Annotated in this window: 14 protein-coding genes; all 14 read left to right on the top strand. The window is 68.0% G+C overall.

Annotation, left to right across the window (positions count from 1 at the left end; genetic code table 11):
• Positions 1 to 318 precede the first annotated feature (318 nt).
• The 14 genes from IFT87_RS01840 to IFT87_RS01775 are packed head-to-tail and all read left to right on the top strand — an operon-like array spanning position 319 to position 15949.
• Positions 319 to 729 carry an MraZ C-terminal domain-containing protein gene (locus IFT87_RS01840; RefSeq protein ID WP_320481608.1) on the top strand — a complete coding sequence of 137 codons (411 nt, stop codon included), beginning with the start codon at positions 319 to 321 and terminating at the stop codon, positions 727 to 729.
• Positions 726 to 1682 (top strand): 16S rRNA (cytosine(1402)-N(4))-methyltransferase RsmH, encoded by a 957-nt coding sequence (gene rsmH / locus IFT87_RS01835; protein ID WP_031440796.1) that lies wholly within the window; start codon positions 726 to 728, stop codon positions 1680 to 1682. Before IFT87_RS01840 ends, rsmH begins: the two co-directional genes overlap by 4 nt.
• A complete protein-coding gene (locus tag IFT87_RS01830) occupies positions 1679 to 2311 on the top strand; it encodes a hypothetical protein (protein ID WP_031440797.1) in 633 nt (210 codons plus the stop codon). The genes rsmH and IFT87_RS01830 overlap by 4 nt, the downstream gene beginning before the upstream one ends.
• Positions 2308 to 4047 (top strand): peptidoglycan D,D-transpeptidase FtsI family protein, encoded by a 1740-nt coding sequence (locus IFT87_RS01825; protein ID WP_037528403.1) that lies wholly within the window; start codon positions 2308 to 2310, stop codon positions 4045 to 4047. The genes IFT87_RS01830 and IFT87_RS01825 overlap by 4 nt, the downstream gene beginning before the upstream one ends.
• Positions 4048 to 4071: 24 nt before the next feature.
• Positions 4072 to 5538, top strand: a complete 1467-nt coding sequence (locus IFT87_RS01820) for a UDP-N-acetylmuramoyl-L-alanyl-D-glutamate--2,6-diaminopimelate ligase (RefSeq protein WP_192007290.1) — start codon at positions 4072 to 4074, stop codon at positions 5536 to 5538.
• On the top strand, positions 5535 to 6917 hold the full coding sequence (locus tag IFT87_RS01815) for a UDP-N-acetylmuramoyl-tripeptide--D-alanyl-D-alanine ligase (RefSeq protein ID WP_192007288.1): 1383 nt from the start codon (positions 5535 to 5537) through the stop codon (positions 6915 to 6917). The genes IFT87_RS01820 and IFT87_RS01815 overlap by 4 nt, the downstream gene beginning before the upstream one ends.
• Complete coding sequence (gene mraY, locus IFT87_RS01810; protein WP_031395401.1) at positions 6918 to 7988, top strand: phospho-N-acetylmuramoyl-pentapeptide-transferase; 1071 nt, start codon at positions 6918 to 6920, stop codon at positions 7986 to 7988.
• On the top strand, positions 7985 to 9298 hold the full coding sequence (gene murD / locus IFT87_RS01805; protein WP_031439536.1) for a UDP-N-acetylmuramoyl-L-alanine--D-glutamate ligase: 1314 nt from the start codon (positions 7985 to 7987) through the stop codon (positions 9296 to 9298). The genes mraY and murD overlap by 4 nt, the downstream gene beginning before the upstream one ends.
• 5 nt (positions 9299 to 9303) lie before the next feature.
• Positions 9304 to 10536, top strand: a complete 1233-nt coding sequence (locus IFT87_RS01800; RefSeq protein ID WP_234387761.1) for an FtsW/RodA/SpoVE family cell cycle protein — start codon at positions 9304 to 9306, stop codon at positions 10534 to 10536.
• Positions 10533 to 11690 (top strand): undecaprenyldiphospho-muramoylpentapeptide beta-N-acetylglucosaminyltransferase, encoded by a 1158-nt coding sequence (gene murG / locus IFT87_RS01795; protein ID WP_192007287.1) that lies wholly within the window; start codon positions 10533 to 10535, stop codon positions 11688 to 11690. The genes IFT87_RS01800 and murG overlap by 4 nt, the downstream gene beginning before the upstream one ends.
• Positions 11687 to 13117 (top strand): UDP-N-acetylmuramate--L-alanine ligase, encoded by a 1431-nt coding sequence (gene murC / locus IFT87_RS01790; protein ID WP_037528407.1) that lies wholly within the window; start codon positions 11687 to 11689, stop codon positions 13115 to 13117. The genes murG and murC overlap by 4 nt, the downstream gene beginning before the upstream one ends.
• Positions 13060 to 14055 (top strand): UDP-N-acetylmuramate dehydrogenase, encoded by a 996-nt coding sequence (gene murB, locus IFT87_RS01785; RefSeq protein WP_084215038.1) that lies wholly within the window; start codon positions 13060 to 13062, stop codon positions 14053 to 14055. Before murC ends, murB begins: the two co-directional genes overlap by 58 nt.
• A complete protein-coding gene (locus IFT87_RS01780; protein WP_192007286.1) occupies positions 14052 to 15005 on the top strand; it encodes a D-alanine--D-alanine ligase in 954 nt (317 codons plus the stop codon). The genes murB and IFT87_RS01780 overlap by 4 nt, the downstream gene beginning before the upstream one ends.
• Positions 15002 to 15949, top strand: coding sequence for a cell division protein FtsQ/DivIB (locus IFT87_RS01775; RefSeq protein WP_192007284.1), 948 nt, complete (start codon positions 15002 to 15004; stop codon positions 15947 to 15949). The genes IFT87_RS01780 and IFT87_RS01775 overlap by 4 nt, the downstream gene beginning before the upstream one ends.

Below are 15949 nucleotides of genomic sequence, written 5' to 3'. Positions count from 1 at the left end.
ATCAATGTGCGCACCGGGCCGTCCCGGCAGGGCACATGGTCCCGGATCAAGGGCAATACAGCGCTTGATTCCCGGAAATCCCCAAATATCCCGTTGCGTCCCCGTTCCGCTGTGATAGACGGAGATTAACACAGGGGCACGTTCACCGTTCGCGATTGCGCGGCCGGGCCGCGGCGAAGGCTGCGGTTCGAGGCGGGAAGACGTGCGCGCCATTCGCGGGATATTGGCGTGTCGGATCGAGGGCGATATCAAGGAGATGGCATCGGCCTTGTCGACGACAAGGGCCGGGTAGCCATCCCTTCCGCTCTTCGGACGATCTTGTCGGCAAATGCCCCCAAGGCGAACGGCAAGGACGGCGGAACCATCATCATCGGCGCACACCAGAAGAACCGCTGCCTGGTCGCCTATGATCCGGGTTATGTCGCGCTGCTCGCCGAAAAGCTCGACCGCCGCGAGGCCGAGAATACCCGTGAAGACGGCGAATATGACTATAACATCAAACGTCGCGCGGCGTCGGGCGAGGCCGTGCCGTTCGATGGCTCGGGCCGCTTCATCATGCCCGCCTTCCCGCGCTTCTATGCCGGGATAAAGGGGCACGCATTCTTCTACGGCGTCCTCGACTATATCGAGATCTGGGATCCCGCGGCGCTGGTAGCGACCGACGACATGCCCCCCGTCGTCAAGGAGATGGCGCGCTTCTACATGGCCGAAAAGGGGATTTCGCTGTGAGCGAGACGATCCCCGCCGCCCCGCACATTCCGGTCCTGCTCGACGAGGTGATCGCCGCGCTCGCCCCTGCCCCCGGCGAGACGATCGTCGACGGGACGTTCGGCGCGGGCGGCTATACGCGGGCGCTGCTGTCGCGCGGCGCCTGCGTCATCGCCTTTGACCGCGACCCCGACGCGATTGCCGCCGGACAGGACTGGGCCGATGGCGAGGAGCGGCTGACGCTGGTTGCCGCCGACTTTTCCGCGATGGTCGCCGAACTCGAGGCACGCGACGCGTTGCCCGTCGACGGCATCACGCTCGACATCGGCGTCTCGTCGATGCAGCTCGACCAGGCCGAGCGCGGCTTTTCGTTCCAGTCGGACGGGCCGCTCGACATGCGGATGGCGCAGGCGGGCATGACCGCCGCCGATTTCGTGAACGAGGCCGACGAGGACGAGATCGCCGACGTCCTCTATCATTTTGGCGACGAGCCCAAGTCACGTCGCGTCGCGCGGGCGATCGTTGCCGCGCGGCCGATGACGCGCACCGGCGAGCTCGCGCATGTCGTCCGTCGCGCGCTGGGGTACAAGGCACACGACAAGAAGGACCCCGCGACGCGCGCGTTCCAGGCGATCCGGATCCATATTAACCGCGAACTCGGCGAGCTCGCCGATGGCCTGCTGGCGGCGGAGCGTGCGCTCAAGCCCGGCGGACGGCTCGCCATCGTGACCTTCCACAGCCTGGAGGATCGCATGGTGAAGCGGTTCCTGCGCACGCGGTCGGGTAGTGCGCCTTCAGGTTCCCGTCATCTTCCACAGGCAAAAACCGTGGTAGAACCGAGTTTTACCGATGTCGGCCGCCCCGTGCGCGCCGGCGAGGACGAGCTGGCGCGCAATCCGCGCGCACGCTCTGCGACTTTACGAACGGCGCGGCGGACCTCCGCGCAACCTTGGACGGAAGAGGTGACGACATGACGGCGGCGTATCGGTTGAAGGGTGTGGGCTGGTTCGGTGGCTGCGTTGCCGTCGTACTCGGCTTTTACCTCGTTTCGCTGCAGGTGGCCGCCGAGCGTAAGAAGCTTGAGACCGTCAACGGCCAGATCCGGTCGGCCGAGCGCGATATCCGCGCGCTCGAGACCGAGTTTGACACGCGCGCGAACCTCGCGCAGCTCGAGCGCTGGAACGGCGATACGCTGGCGCTGTCCGCGCCGACCGCCGGGCAGTTCGTGGCAAGCGAATCGGCCCTCGCCAGCCTCGACGTGAATCAGATTGGCGGGCCTGCGGGCGCCACCGTCCAGACCGCGCAGCTGCTCGTGCCGTCGCTGCCGGTTGCTGCCGCCGCCGCGGCGCCGCAGGCGGTCGACGTCGCCGTGCAGGCCGTCGCTGCCGCAGCGCCGCTCAAGCCCGTCACTGTCCGCGCCACCGTCCAGACCGCCCGTGCCACCGACACGGCGATCGTCCGCGCGGCCGCTCCCGAGCGCCTCGCCGCGGTCGCCAAGGTCCGTCCGCAGGCAGTCGCGATGCTCGACCGCAAGCTGCTGTCCGACAACACGCTGGGTTCGATCCTGAGCGGCGCCCGGGCCGAGGCAGGGCGTCTGCGTTGACCACCCTCGTCGCCCGGCCGGTTTCCGAGCGGCGTACCGCAACGCAGCGCCACGCGCTGGTCGCGACCGCGCACACGCGCCTGATGATGTTGATGTTCCTGTTCGGGGCCGCGGTGCTGGTCGTGATCGGCCGGCTCGGCGTGCTCGCGATCCAGTCGTCGCTGAGCGATCCCGGCGCCCGCGCCGCGGCGATCGCGGCGCGCGGCGATATCGTCGACCGTAACGGGGCACCGCTGGCCAGGACGATCGACGCGTGGACGATCGCGGTGCATCCTAAGAAGATGATCGGCGATCCGACCGAGATCGCCGCGCGGCTGGCGGCTCTGATGCCAGATCGCGGCAACCAGGCCTTTTTCTACGGTCTGCTGACCAAGGATGTGAATTTCAGCTACCTGCAACGCCGCGCGTCGCCTGCGCTGGTCGAGCAGGTCAACGCGATCGGCGAACCTGCGATCGTGTTCGCGCGCGAGACGCAGCGCCTGTATCCGCAATCGACCATGGCCGCGCATGCGCTGGGGTTCCTGTCGACCGACGGTCACGGCATGTCGGGGATGGAGCGCGTCCTCGACGAGCGGCTTACCAACCCCGCGCTGAACGGCGCGCCGGTCGCGCTATCGATCGACACGCGCGTCCAGGCGGCGATGGAAAGCGAGCTCGCGCGTGCGGTCGCGTCGTTCCAGGCCAAGAGCGCGGCCGGCATCGTCCTCGACGTCGACACCGGCGAAGTGATCGCGATGACGTCGATGCCGGTCTTCAACCCCAACCGGGTCGGCATGGCGGGCACCGAGCAACTGCGCAACATGGGTACGCAGAGCGTGTACGAGCTGGGGTCGGTGTTCAAGCCGATCGCGATGGCGGCGGCGATCGATTCGGGCACCGTCACGTCGATGGCGCGGCGCTTCGACGCGACCGTCCCGCTGCGCGTTGGCGGCTACACGATCCACGACGATCCGGGCGATGAAGAGAAGCGCTGGCTGAACATCCCCGAGACGCTGATCTATTCGTCGAACATCGCGACCGCGCGGATCGCCGACCAGATCGGTGCGGCCGGTATGCAGAACATGTTCCGCAAGCTCGGCTTCGACACCAAGCCTGATATCGAACTGCGCGAGAAGGGCCGGCCGATCTGGCCGACCTTCTGGGCGCGCACGACATTGATGACGTCGGCCTATGGCCACGGGATCGCGGTGACGCCGCTGCACCTCGCCAACGCCTATGCGACGTTGGTGAATGGCGGGATCTGGCGCCCGACGACGCTGCTGAAGATCGATCCGGCGCATATCCCCGCCGGGCGACGCGTGATCAGCACGACGACGAGCGCGCGGATGCGGCAGCTGCTGCGGCTGGTCGTGCAATATGGCACGGGCCGCAAGGGCGAGGCGCCCGGCTACCGCGTCGGCGGCAAGACCGGTACGGCCGAGATCGCGCAGGCGGGGGGCTATAACAAGCACACCAACGTCTCGACCTTTGCCGCTGCCTTCCCGATGGACGCGCCGCGTTACGTCGTCGTGGTGACGCTCGATTCCGCCAAGGGTAACAAGGAATCTTACGGTTTCACCACTGCGGCCTGGACCGCGGCGCCGGTGGTATCGCGCGTGATCAGCCGGACCGGATCGATGCTCGGCGTCATTCCCGATGCGAACCGCGACATTGACGAAAGCGACTTGTTGCCGCTGTTGTGGCATGCGCCGGGCACGCCGGCCTTTGGCGCAAAGCCGACGTCCGGTGCGGAATGAGGGGCGATACATGAGGATCGGTGCATGAAACTGGCAACGCTGATCGGTAAGGGCCCCGTCAGCGATGGCGGGGCATCAGTGCACGGATCTGCACCGCGCGAGGCGTATGACGGCAACGTCACGGGCTTCGCGATCGACCATCGCAAGGTCGCACCGGGGACGATCTTCGGGGCGTTCGAGGGCGCCCGCGTCAATGGCGAGGACTATATCGCCGACGCGATCCGCGCGGGCGCGATCGGCATCGTCGCGCGGCCGGGCCTCGCGGTCGAGGGTGTAGCGTACATCGCCGACGAGACCCCACGCGAACGGTTCGCGCAGCTCGCGGCAGCATTCTTTGCACCCTTTCCCGCGACGACGGTCGCGATTACGGGCACCAACGGCAAGACGAGCTGTGTCGAGATGACCCGCCAATTGTGGCGGATGGCCGGCCATCACGCCGCGTCGATCGGTACGCTGGGCGTCACGACCGCCGACGAACGCGTCACCACCGGCCTCACGACGCCCGACGTCGTCACCTTCCTGTCGAACGTCGCCGGGCTCGAGCGCGAAGGCGTGACGCATCTCGCCTTCGAGGCATCGAGCCACGGGCTGACCCAGTATCGCACCGAGGGACTGCCCGTATCGGCGGCCGCCTTCACCAATCTCAGCCGCGACCATCTCGATTATCACGGCGACATGGCGGCCTATTTCACCGCCAAGATCCGGCTGTTTTCGGAAGTACTGCGCCCGGATGGGGCGGCGGTGGTGTGGGCCGACGATCCGCAGGCGGCGCGCGTCATCGACCTCGCGCGGGAGCGGGGCAATCGGCTCGTGACCGTCGGCACGCGCGGTGATACGCTGCGACTGGTCGATCGCGATCCGACATTGCTGGGGCAGGGGCTGACGATCGAGGCGGGGGGCCAGACCTACCGCGTGACGCTGCCGCTGATCGGCGGGTATCAGGCCGCCAATGCGCTGGTGTCGGCGGGACTGGTGATCGCGACCGGTGGCGATATCGCGACGACCATCGCCAATCTGGCGCGGTTGCAGCCCGTGCGCGGGCGGCTCGAGCGTGCGGTCATCGCGCGCTCGGGCGCGCCGGTCTATGTCGATTATGCGCATACCCCGGACGCGCTGGAGGCGGCGATCGCCGCGCTCAAGCCGCATGCGGGCGGGCGGCTGATCGTCGTGTTCGGCGCGGGCGGCGACCGCGATACCGGCAAGCGTGAGACGATGGGGCAGGTCGCGATGCATTACGCCGACCGCGTGATCGTCACCGACGACAATCCGCGCACCGAGGATCCCGCCGCGATCCGCCGCGACGTGCTGAAGGGCGCGCCCGGCGCGATTGAGATCGGCGACCGGCGCGCGGCGATCCAGGCGGCGATCGACGAGGCGGGCAGCGACGACATCGTGCTGATCGCGGGCAAGGGCCACGAACAGGGCCAGATCGTCGGCGACATGGTGTTGCCGTTTGACGATGTCGGCGTCGCGCGCGAGTGTGCGGCATGAGCACTGCGGTGCCCCTGTGGACGTCCGCCGAGATCGCTGCGGCGACCGGCGGGGTCGCCTCGGCCGAGTTTGCCGTGACGGGCGTCGCGTTCGATTCGCGCGAGGTTGGTCCGGGCGACCTGTTCGTCGCGATGAAGGGCGAGGCGAGCGACGGCCATCTGTATCTCGACCAGGCGTTCGCGCAGGGTGCCGCGGGGGCGATCGTCTCCGAACCCTGCGCGCATCCGCATGTGCTGGTCGCCGACAGCTTCACGGCGTTGCAGATGCTCGGGCGCGCGAGCCGGGCGCGCAGCGGCGCGACGATCATTGGCGTCACCGGATCGGTCGGCAAGACGAGCGCGAAGGAGGCGCTGTTCGCGGCGCTCGATCGCGGCGCACCGGGGGCGGTGCATCGTTCGGTCAAGAGCTACAACAACCATACCGGCGTCCCGCTGAGCCTCGCGCGGATGCCGCGCGACGCGCGTTTCGGCGTGTTCGAGATGGGGATGAACCATGCTGGTGAGCTGGCCGAGCTGACGCAGATCGTCCGTCCGCATATCGCGGTCGTCACCGCGATCGCGCCGGCGCATACCGAATTCTTCCGCGACGAAAGCGCGATCGCCGACGCCAAGGGCGAGATCTTCGCCGGGCTCGAGCCGGACGGCGTCGCGATCATCCCCTTCGACAGCCCGCATCGCGACCGGCTGACCGCGGCGGCGACGCCGCATGCGGCGCGGATCGTGACCTTCGGAATCGCGAAGGGTGCCGATGTCCGCGCGATCGAGACGGTCCGGCTGGCGACCGGCGCGACGTTCGTCACGGTCCAGCAGGACGGCCGTGAGCTGAGCTTCACGATGGCGCAGCCGGGGATGCACTGGGTTTCAAACGCGCTGGCGGTGATCGCGTGCGTCGAGGCGGCGGGCGCGGATCTCGGGCTGGCGGGACTGGCGCTCGCCGAACTCGGCGGGCTGCAGGGACGCGGTGCGCGGTTCATGACGACGCTCGCGGACGGGCAGGCGCTCGTGATCGACGAAAGCTATAATGCGAACCCCGCGTCGATGCGCGCGACGCTGGCCGTGCTGGCCAAGGAGCCGGGGCGGCATGTCGCGCTGCTCGGCGAGATGCGCGAGCTGGGCGAGGCGTCGGCCGACTATCATGCCGGGCTTGCCGAGCCGATTGTCGCGGCAAACGTCGAAATGGCGCTGCTGGTCGGTGAAGCGATGGCGCCGCTTGCGCGAGCGCTTGAGGGTAAAGTCGAAACCGTCCATGTGGGCGACGCTGCGGCCGCGCTGACGTCGTTACGGACGATCCTGGCGCCGGGCGATGCGGTTCTCATCAAGGGATCGAACGGTGTAGGGCTCGCGCGGGTCGTGACGAGTCTCGGGGGCGGGAAGACGTAAATGCTGTACTGGATCGCCGCACATCTGGGTTTCCCGGGAATATTGAACCTGCTCCGCTATCAATCGACGCGGACGGGCGGGGCGGTCGCGACTGCGCTGATCATCGGCCTGATTATCGGGCCACGCTTCATCGGCTGGCTGCGCGTGCGTCAGGGCAAGGGGCAGCCGATCCGCGCCGACGGCCCGCAGACGCATCTCGCCAAGCGCGGCACGCCGACGATGGGTGGGTTGATGATCCTCACCAGCATGACGCTGGCGATCCTGCTCTGGATGGACCTCAGCAACCCCTATGTCTGGTCGTGCCTGTTCGTGACGCTGGGCTTTGGCACGATCGGGTTCATGGATGACTATGACAAGGTGCGGAAGGCGAGCACCGCGGGCATTTCCGGTCGCACGCGGCTGTTGCTCGAATTCGCGATTGCCGGGATCGCCGCGACGATCATCATGTCGCAGAACGGGCCGCATCTCTACCTGCCGTTCACGTCGCGCATGTATATCGATCTCGGCTGGTTCTTCCCCGTCTTCGCCGCCTTCACGATCGTGTCGTTCGGCAATGCCGTGAACCTGACCGACGGGCTCGACGGGCTGGCGACGATGCCGGTGATCATCGCAAGCGTCGCGTTCATGGTGATCGTCTATCTCGCGGGCAATGTGAAGTTCGCCGACTATCTGGGCATCCCGCACGTGCCCGGCGCGGGCGAGCTCGCCATTTTCTGCGGCGCGGTCGTCGGGGGCGGTCTGGCGTTCCTGTGGTTCAACGCGCCGCCCGCGGCGGTGTTCATGGGCGACACCGGCAGCCTCGCGCTCGGCGGCGCGCTCGGCACCATTGCGGTCGTCGCGCATCACGAGATCGTGCTCGGGATCATCGGCGGGCTGTTCGTCGCCGAGGCGATGAGCGTGATCATCCAGGTGTTCTTTTACAAACGGACCGGCAAGCGGGTGTTCCGGATGGCGCCGATCCACCATCATTTCGAACAGCTCGGCTGGAGCGAGCCGACCGTCGTGATCCGCTTCTGGATCATCGCGCTGGTCCTGGCGCTGGTCGGCCTGTCGACGTTGAAGCTGCGGTGATCGTCGCTGAGGCCTGGCGCGGAAAACGCTGTGCGGTGCTGGGGCTGGCGCGATCGGGTGCGGCGACCGTCCAGGCGCTGGTCACTGGCGGCGCGGGCGTGGTCGCGTGGGACGACGACGAAAAGAAGCGCGCGGTTCTGGCCGAGAGCATTCAAGACCTGTCGGTCACCCTCGATGACGTCGATCTTCGGTTTGATCCGTTGGACGATCTGGCGGGGTTCGACGCACTGATCGTGTCGCCAGGGGTGCCGCTCAACACGCATCCGCTCGCCGCGGCCGCGCGTGCGGCGGGCGTTCCCGTCATCGGCGACATCGAACTCTTTGCGCAGGCCCGCGCCGACCTGCCGTCGCACAAGGTCGTCGGGATCACGGGCACGAACGGCAAGTCGACCACCACCGCGCTCGTGCATCATATCCTGCGGACGGCGGGCGTGCCGACGCTGATGGGGGGCAATATCGGGCTGCCGATTCTGGGGCAGGATCCGTTGCCCGAGGGCGGCGTCTATGTGCTCGAGCTGTCGAGCTATCAGATCGACCTGACTCAGACGCTCGACTGCGACGTCGCGGTGCTGCTCAACATTACCCCCGACCATCTCGATCGCTATGACGGCTTTGCCGGCTATGCGGCGTCGAAGGCGCGGCTGTTCGCGATGCAGACGGTGCCGCATCTCGCGATCGTCGACCACGGCGCAGAGGCGGAGCATCGTCTACTGGGTGACGCTCCCGCTGACCTTACGATCCAGTTCATCGACCGGATCGACATCGGCGACCAGGGCGGCTGGCCGTCGCTGCAGGGGCCGCACAATGCGCTAAACGCGCGTGCCGCCGTGGGGGTCGCGCGCGCGCTGGGTGTGAGCGAGGTCGATATCGATCGCGGGCTGGTCAGCTTTACCGGCCTGCCGCACCGCATGCAGCAGATCGCCTCCTATGACGGCGTCGCCTATGTCGACGACAGCAAGGCGACCAATCCGGAGAGCGCGGCGCCCGCGCTGGCGGCATTTGAGCGGGTCCACTGGATCGTCGGCGGGCGCGCGAAGGGGGATGACCTCGATGCGTGCAGGCCCGGCTTCGGCCATGTCGTGCACGCCTATACGATCGGCGAGGCCGGGCCGCGGTTCGCCGAGATCCTGGCCGGGTCGATGCCGGTCGACCATGTCGGCACGCTCGACGCGGCCGTCCGCAGCGCGGCGGCCAATGCCCGGCCCGGCGACACGATCCTGTTGTCCCCGGCCTGTGCGAGCTTCGACCAGTTCGCCGATTACGAAGCGCGCGGCGCGGCCTTCCGCGCGACGGTCGAGTCGCTGGCATGAGCGATATGCGGACACCGATGATGAGCGCAGGGCAGAAGACCGGGATCGTCGCGAAGATGAAGCGGCGCGGCGGGCGTGGCGATCAGTCGCCGCTTGGCACGTGGTTCTGGGATATCGACCGGATGCTGCTGCTGCTGACGCTGTTCCTGATCGCGATCGGGCTGATCGCGGTGGCTGCGGCGTCGCCCGCGACCGCAGTCCGCTATTCGGGCGAGCATCACAAGCTGACGCCGCTCTATTATTTCTGGCGTCAGCTGATGTGGGTCGGCGTCTCGATGCCGGTGCTGTTCGGGGTGTCGATGATGCCCGTCGCAATGGCGCGGCGCATGGCGCTGACCGCGGCGGCGGTGCTGCTGCTGATCCTCGCGGTGACGCCGTTCGTCGGATCCGAGGTCAACGGCGCGCGTCGCTGGATCGGCTATGGCTTTGCGCAGTTCCAGCCGTCCGAGTTTCTGAAGCCGGTCTTCATCGTCACTGTCGCCTGGCTCCTGTCGCTGCGCGCGAAGGATCCCGAACTGCCGACCGTGCTGATCACGGGCGGGCTGACCGGCACGATCGCAGTCATGCTTATGCTGCAACCCGATTTCGGCCAGACGATCATCTACTGCACCGTGTGGATGGCGTTGCTGATGATCGCGGGAACGCCGATGCGCGTGATGGCAGGCCTCGTCGGCTGCGTGCCGGTCGGGTTGGTCGCTGCCTATATGTTCTACGGCACGGCGCGGTCGCGGATCGACGCGTTCCTGTTCCCGGGGATCGAGGGCGAGGGCGCGTCGGATCACTTCCAGACCAATGCCGCGCACAACACGCTGACCGCGGGCGGCTGGACCGGCACGGGGCCCGGCGGCGGCATCGCCAAGTTCGGGCTGCCCGAGGCGCATACCGATTACATCTTCTCGGTGATCGGCGAGGAGTTCGGGCTGATCGCCTGTTCGGTGATCGCGGTGATCTTCCTTGCGATCGTCGTGCGCGTGTTCGTCAAGCTGCTGGACGAACAGGATGAATTCAAGCTCCTGGCCTCGGCCGGGCTGGCGACGCAGTTCGGTGCACAGGCGCTGGTCAGCATGGCGGTGAACACCGGGCTCGCACCGTCCAAGGGCATGACGCTGCCGTTCATCAGCTATGGGGGGTCGTCGATGATCGCCTTGTCGGTCGGCATGGGGTTGCTGCTGGCGTTTACCCGGCGCAATCCGTTTCTCACGCGGAGCCCCTATGTCGTCCGCTGGAGTGGTGAATGACTGTGAATCAACGTCCCCGGCATTTCGTGCTCGCGGCAGGCGGGACCGGCGGACACATGGTGCCCGCGGCGGTGCTTGCTGCTGAGCTGACGAGGCGCGGTCACCGCGTCGCGCTGGTCAGCGACGAGCGCGGCGTGCGCTTCCCTGGATTGTTCGAGGGAATCCAGACGCATGTCCTGCCCGCCGGACGCTTCACCGGCGGACCGCTGGGCTGGGCCAAGGCAACGCGATCGATGTGGCGCGGGCGAATGATGGCACGCGAACTCTATCGCACGTTCAAGCCGGCGGCGGTGATCGGCTTTGGCGGCTATCCCGCGCTGCCCGCTCTGCTGGCGGCGTTCGCGAATCGGATCCCGACCGCGGTGCACGAGCAGAATGCGGTGCTGGGGCGGGTGAACCGGCTCGTGGCGCGCCGCGTCGACGCGATCGCGACCTCGTCCGAACCGACCGAACGGCTCGCCTCCGGGCTTCTCGCCAAGACTCATCTCGTCGGCAATCCGGTGCGCGAGGCGGTGCTCGCATTGCGTGCCAGGCCCTATCCGCTGCTCGAGGAGGATGGCATCTTCCGCGTTCTCGTGACCGGTGGCAGCCAGGGCGCGAGCATCCTGTCTCAGGTCGTCCCCGATGGTCTGGCAATGCTGCCGGTGACGTTCCGGCGGCGGCTACAGGTCACGCACCAGGCGCGGATCGAGGATATCGATGCGGTGCGCGCGCAATATGCCGAGCATCACATCCCGGCCGAGCTCGCTACCTATCTGCCCGACATGCCCGAACAGCTTGCCTGGGCGCATCTGGTGATCGCGCGCGCGGGCGCCTCGACGATCGCGGAGCTGACCGCGGCGGGGCGGCCGGCGATCCTGGTGCCGCTGCCGGGCGCAACCGACGATCACCAGACCGTCAACGCCCGCGAGATCACCCGCGCCGGCGGCGCACGGACGATCCGGCAGGGCGATTTCACCGCGGTCGAACTCGCCAAGCAGATGCAGAAGCTCGGGCTCGATCCCGCCGCGCTGCAGAACGCGGCGGGACGCGCGCGCAGTTGCGGCAGGCCCAATGCGGCAAGCGATCTGGCCGACCTGGTCGAAAGCCTCGATGCGCCGGTGTCGCGACTGCCGGTCGGGCGCCCATCCAAGCCAAAGGTACAATTTGCATGAAGGGTGTAGCGACCGATATCGGGACGATCCATTTCGTCGGGATCGGCGGGATCGGCATGTCGGGCATCGCCGAGGTGATGAAGAATCTCGGCTACCGCGTGCAGGGGTCCGACGTGGCCGAGGGCTATGTCGTGCAGGGCCTGCGCGACAAGGGCATTCCGGTCGCGATCGGCCATGCTGCGGAGAATATAGGTGACGCGGCGGTGGTGGTCGTCTCGACCGCGATCGTTCGGTCTAACCCCGAAGTCGAGGCGGCGCTCAACGCGCGCGTGCCCGTGGTGCGGCGTGCGGAGATGCTGGCCGAGCTGATGCGGCTGAAGTCGACCGTCGCGGTTGCCGGCACGCACGGCAAGACCACGACGACGTCGATGGTCGCCGCGCTGCTCGATGCGGGCGGGGTCGATCCGACCGTGATCAATGGCGGCATCATCAACAGCTACGGATCGAACGCGCGACTGGGTGCGAGCGACTGGATGGTGGTCGAGGCGGACGAGAGCGACGGCAGCTTCCTGCGGCTCGACGGGACGATCGCGGTCGTCACCAACATCGATCCCGAGCATCTCGATCATTACGGATCGTTCGACGCGGTGAAGGATGCGTTCGTCGAGTTTGTCGAGAACGTGCCCTTCTATGGCGCGGCCTTGTTGTGCCTCGATCATCCCGAGGTGCAGGGGATCCTGCCGCGCGTGCGCGATCGGCGGATCGTGACCTACGGCTTCTCGGCGCAGGCGGATGTCCGCGGCGTCGAGGTGACGCCGATCCCGGGCGGCAATCGCTTCGATTGCGTGGTGCGGACTCGCGACGGTGCGACGCGGACGATTGCGGGGATCGAGATGCCGATGCCCGGGCGGCACAATGTCCAGAACGCGCTGGCCGCGATCGGCGTCGCGCTGGAACTGGGGATCGAGGATGCAACGATCCAGCAGGGCTTTGCCAAGTTTGGCGGCGTGAAGCGGCGCTTCACCAAGGTGGGCGAGGTTCCGGTCGAGGGTGGCGGTGTCGCGATCATCGACGATTACGGGCATCACCCGGTCGAGATCCGCGCGGTGCTGGCCGCCGCGCGCGAGGGCGCGAAGGGGCGCGTGATCGCGGTCGTGCAGCCGCATCGCTATTCACGGCTCGGCAATCTGATGGAGGATTTCCAGACCGCGTTCAACGACGCGGACCGGGTGCTGGTGACGCCGGTCTATGCGGCGGGCGAGACGCCGGTCGAGGGCGTCGACGCGGCGGCTCTGGTCGAGGGGCTGAAGCGGCGCGGCCACCGGTTTGCGGGCGTGGTCGCGGATGCGAATGCACTGGCGGCCGAGCTGGCGGCGACGATCGAGGCAGATGACATGGTCGTCTGCCTCGGCGCGGGCGACATCACGAAATGGGCGGCCGGGCTGGCCGATGCGATCGCGGTCGAGCGTTCGAAGGTGCCGGCGTGAACGCTGCGACACCTTGCGTCCCCGCGAATGCGGCGACCCAGACTGGGTTCCCGCCTTCGCGGGAGACCATCAGGGGGAGCGTCGAGGCCGGTGGGTCGCTTGCGGACTTCATCTGGTTTCGTACCGGCGGGCCTGCCGAATGGCTTGTGCGGCCGGCAGATGTCGAGGATCTGGCCGGGTTGTTAAAGACCCTCGATCCGTCGACGCCGGTCCTGCCGGTCGGCGTCGGCTCCAACCTGATCGTCCGCGACGGCGGTGTGCCGGGGGTCGTGGTGCGTCTGCCCAAGGCGATGGCAAAGGTGTCGGTTGAGGACGGTCGAGTTCGCGCCGGGGCGGGGGCGATGGGGATCACGGTCGCCAGCGCCGCGCGCGATGCAGGGATCGCCGGGCTCGAATTCCTGCGCGGGATCCCGGGGACCGTCGGCGGCGCGGTGCGGATGAACGCGGGGGCCTATGGGCGCGACGTCAGCGATATCCTGATCGAGGCGACCGTCGTCACGCGCGACGGCGCGGTCGAGACATGGCCCGCGGCGCGGTTCGGTTATGTGTACCGGCATTCGGACCTGCCCGCGGGCGCGGTCGTGGTCGAGGCGGTGTTCTCCGGCACGCCCGGCGAACCGGCTGTCATCGGGGCTGAGATGGACCGGATCGCCGCGGAGCGCGAGGCGTCGCAGCCGTTGCGGTCGCGCACCGGCGGATCGACGTTCAAGAATCCCGAGGGGCACAAGGCCTGGGCGCTGATCGACGCGGCCGGGTGCCGAGGGCTGACGCGCGGCGACGCGCAGGTCAGCGAGAAGCACTGCAATTTCCTGCTGAACCTCGGGTCCGCGTCGAGCGCGGAGATCGAGGCGCTGGGTGAAGAGGTACGGACCAAGGTGAAGGCGCATACTGGGGTGACGTTGGAATGGGAAATCCAGCGGGTCGGGGTGGCGAAATGAGCGGTCCCCTTCACATCGCCGTCCTCATGGGCGGCTGGTCGGCGGAGCGTGAGGTTTCGCTGATGTCGGGCAATGGCTGCGCCGATGCGCTCGAATCGCTTGGCCACCGCGTCACGCGAATCGACATGGGGCGCGACGTCGCCGCCCGGCTGGCCGACGCCAGACCCGATCTCGTGTTCAACGCGCTGCACGGGACGCCCGGCGAGGATGGCTCGGTGCAGGGGCTGCTCGACCTGATGGGGCTGCGCTACACGCATTCGGGTCTTGCGACCTCGGTGATCGCGATCGACAAGGTGCTGACCAAGCTGCTGCTCGTCCCGGCCGGTGTACCGATGCCGGGCGGACGGATCGTCCGCTCGGTGGACCTGTTCGAGGGGGATCCGATGGCACGCCCCTATGTGCTAAAGCCCGTCAACGAGGGGTCGTCGGTCGGCGTGGCGATCGTCACCGACAGCGGCAATTACGGCAATCCGATCGCGCGCGACGCGGTGGGGCCGTGGATCGACTTCGACGAGCTGCTCGCCGAGCCCTATATCCGCGGGCGCGAGCTGACGACCGCGGTGCTCGGCGGTCGCGCGCTCGGCGTCACCGAACTCAAGCCCAAGAGCGGCTGGTATGATTACGACGCGAAATATACCGACGGGATGACCGAGCATGTCTGCCCGGCGGACATTCCCGACGAGATCGCCGACGCCTGCAAGAGCTTGGCGCTCGAGGCGCACCGGCTGCTCGGCTGCAACGGCGCATCGCGCTCCGATTTTCGCTGGGACGACGAGCGCGGGGTCGACGGGCTGTTCCTGCTCGAGGTCAACACGCAGCCGGGCATGACCCCGCTCAGCCTCGTTCCCGAACAGGCGCGGCACATCGGCATGAGCTATGCCGAGCTCGTCCAGGCGATCGTCGACGAGGCGCTGTCGGATCATCCGCTCGCGCCGGGCGGGGCGCCATGAGCCGGACGATCAAGCGCGGCCCGCCCCCCAAGCGGCCCGCCCCGCGGCGCAAGGTCGCGGTCAAGAAGGTGTCGGTGCTCGACCGGCTGGTCGGGATGCTCCCGGTCAGCGAGGAGACGCTGAAGAAGATCGCGACCTGGTCGATACTGGGCGCGGGCGGCGCGGTCGTGATCGCGGCGGCGACCTGGATCGGCATCCCCGGCATGATCGGCGGCGCGATGGCCGAAGGCGCCGGGCGCGCGGGGTTCAAGGTCGACCAGATCGAGGTCACCGGGCTGAAGCGGATGGACCGGATGTCGGTCTATGCGGTCGCGCTCGATCAGCAGAGCCGCGCGATGCCGCTCGTCGATCTCGAGGCGGTGCGCCACAAATTGCTGCGCTATGGCTGGATCGCGGACGCGCATGTGTCGCGGCGGCTGCCCGATACTTTGCTGGTCGACATCGTCGAGCGCACGCCCGCGGCGGTGTGGCAGGACAATGGCAATCTGACTCTGATCGACGCGTCGGGCGTGCTGCTCGAACCGGTGCAGCCGGATGCGATCCCGAACCTGCCGCTGGTGATCGGACCCGGCGCGGACCGGCAGGAAGCGTCCTACCAGGCGCTGCTCGCCGCCGCCCCCGCGCTCAAGCCGCGGGTGAAGGCGGCGACCTGGGTCGGCAACCGGCGCTGGGACCTGACCTTCGAAAGCGGCGAGACGCTGGCATTGCCCGAGGACGGGGCGCCGCGTGCGCTGGTGAAGTTTGCCGAGCTCGATGGGGCACGGCCGCTGCTCGGCCGCGGCTGGATCCGCTTCGACATGCGCGACCCGACCAAGCTGGTCGCGCGCAAGCCGGGTGCGAGCCTGGCGCACAGCGTCGACGTGCCCGCGCCGGTATCCAGCGAGCCACAGACGACTATACCGTCGCAGACGGCGGACGCGAACGTAACGGGCGGGGAGGGATGA

Origin of the sequence: Sphingomonas sp. CFBP 8765 (assembly GCF_014841445.1) — a bacterium.
GTDB classification, from domain to species: domain Bacteria; phylum Pseudomonadota; class Alphaproteobacteria; order Sphingomonadales; family Sphingomonadaceae; genus Sphingomonas; species Sphingomonas aerolata.
The sequence above is the reverse complement of the archived record's forward strand: the minus strand, read 5'-3'. Positions and strand labels throughout refer to the sequence as shown.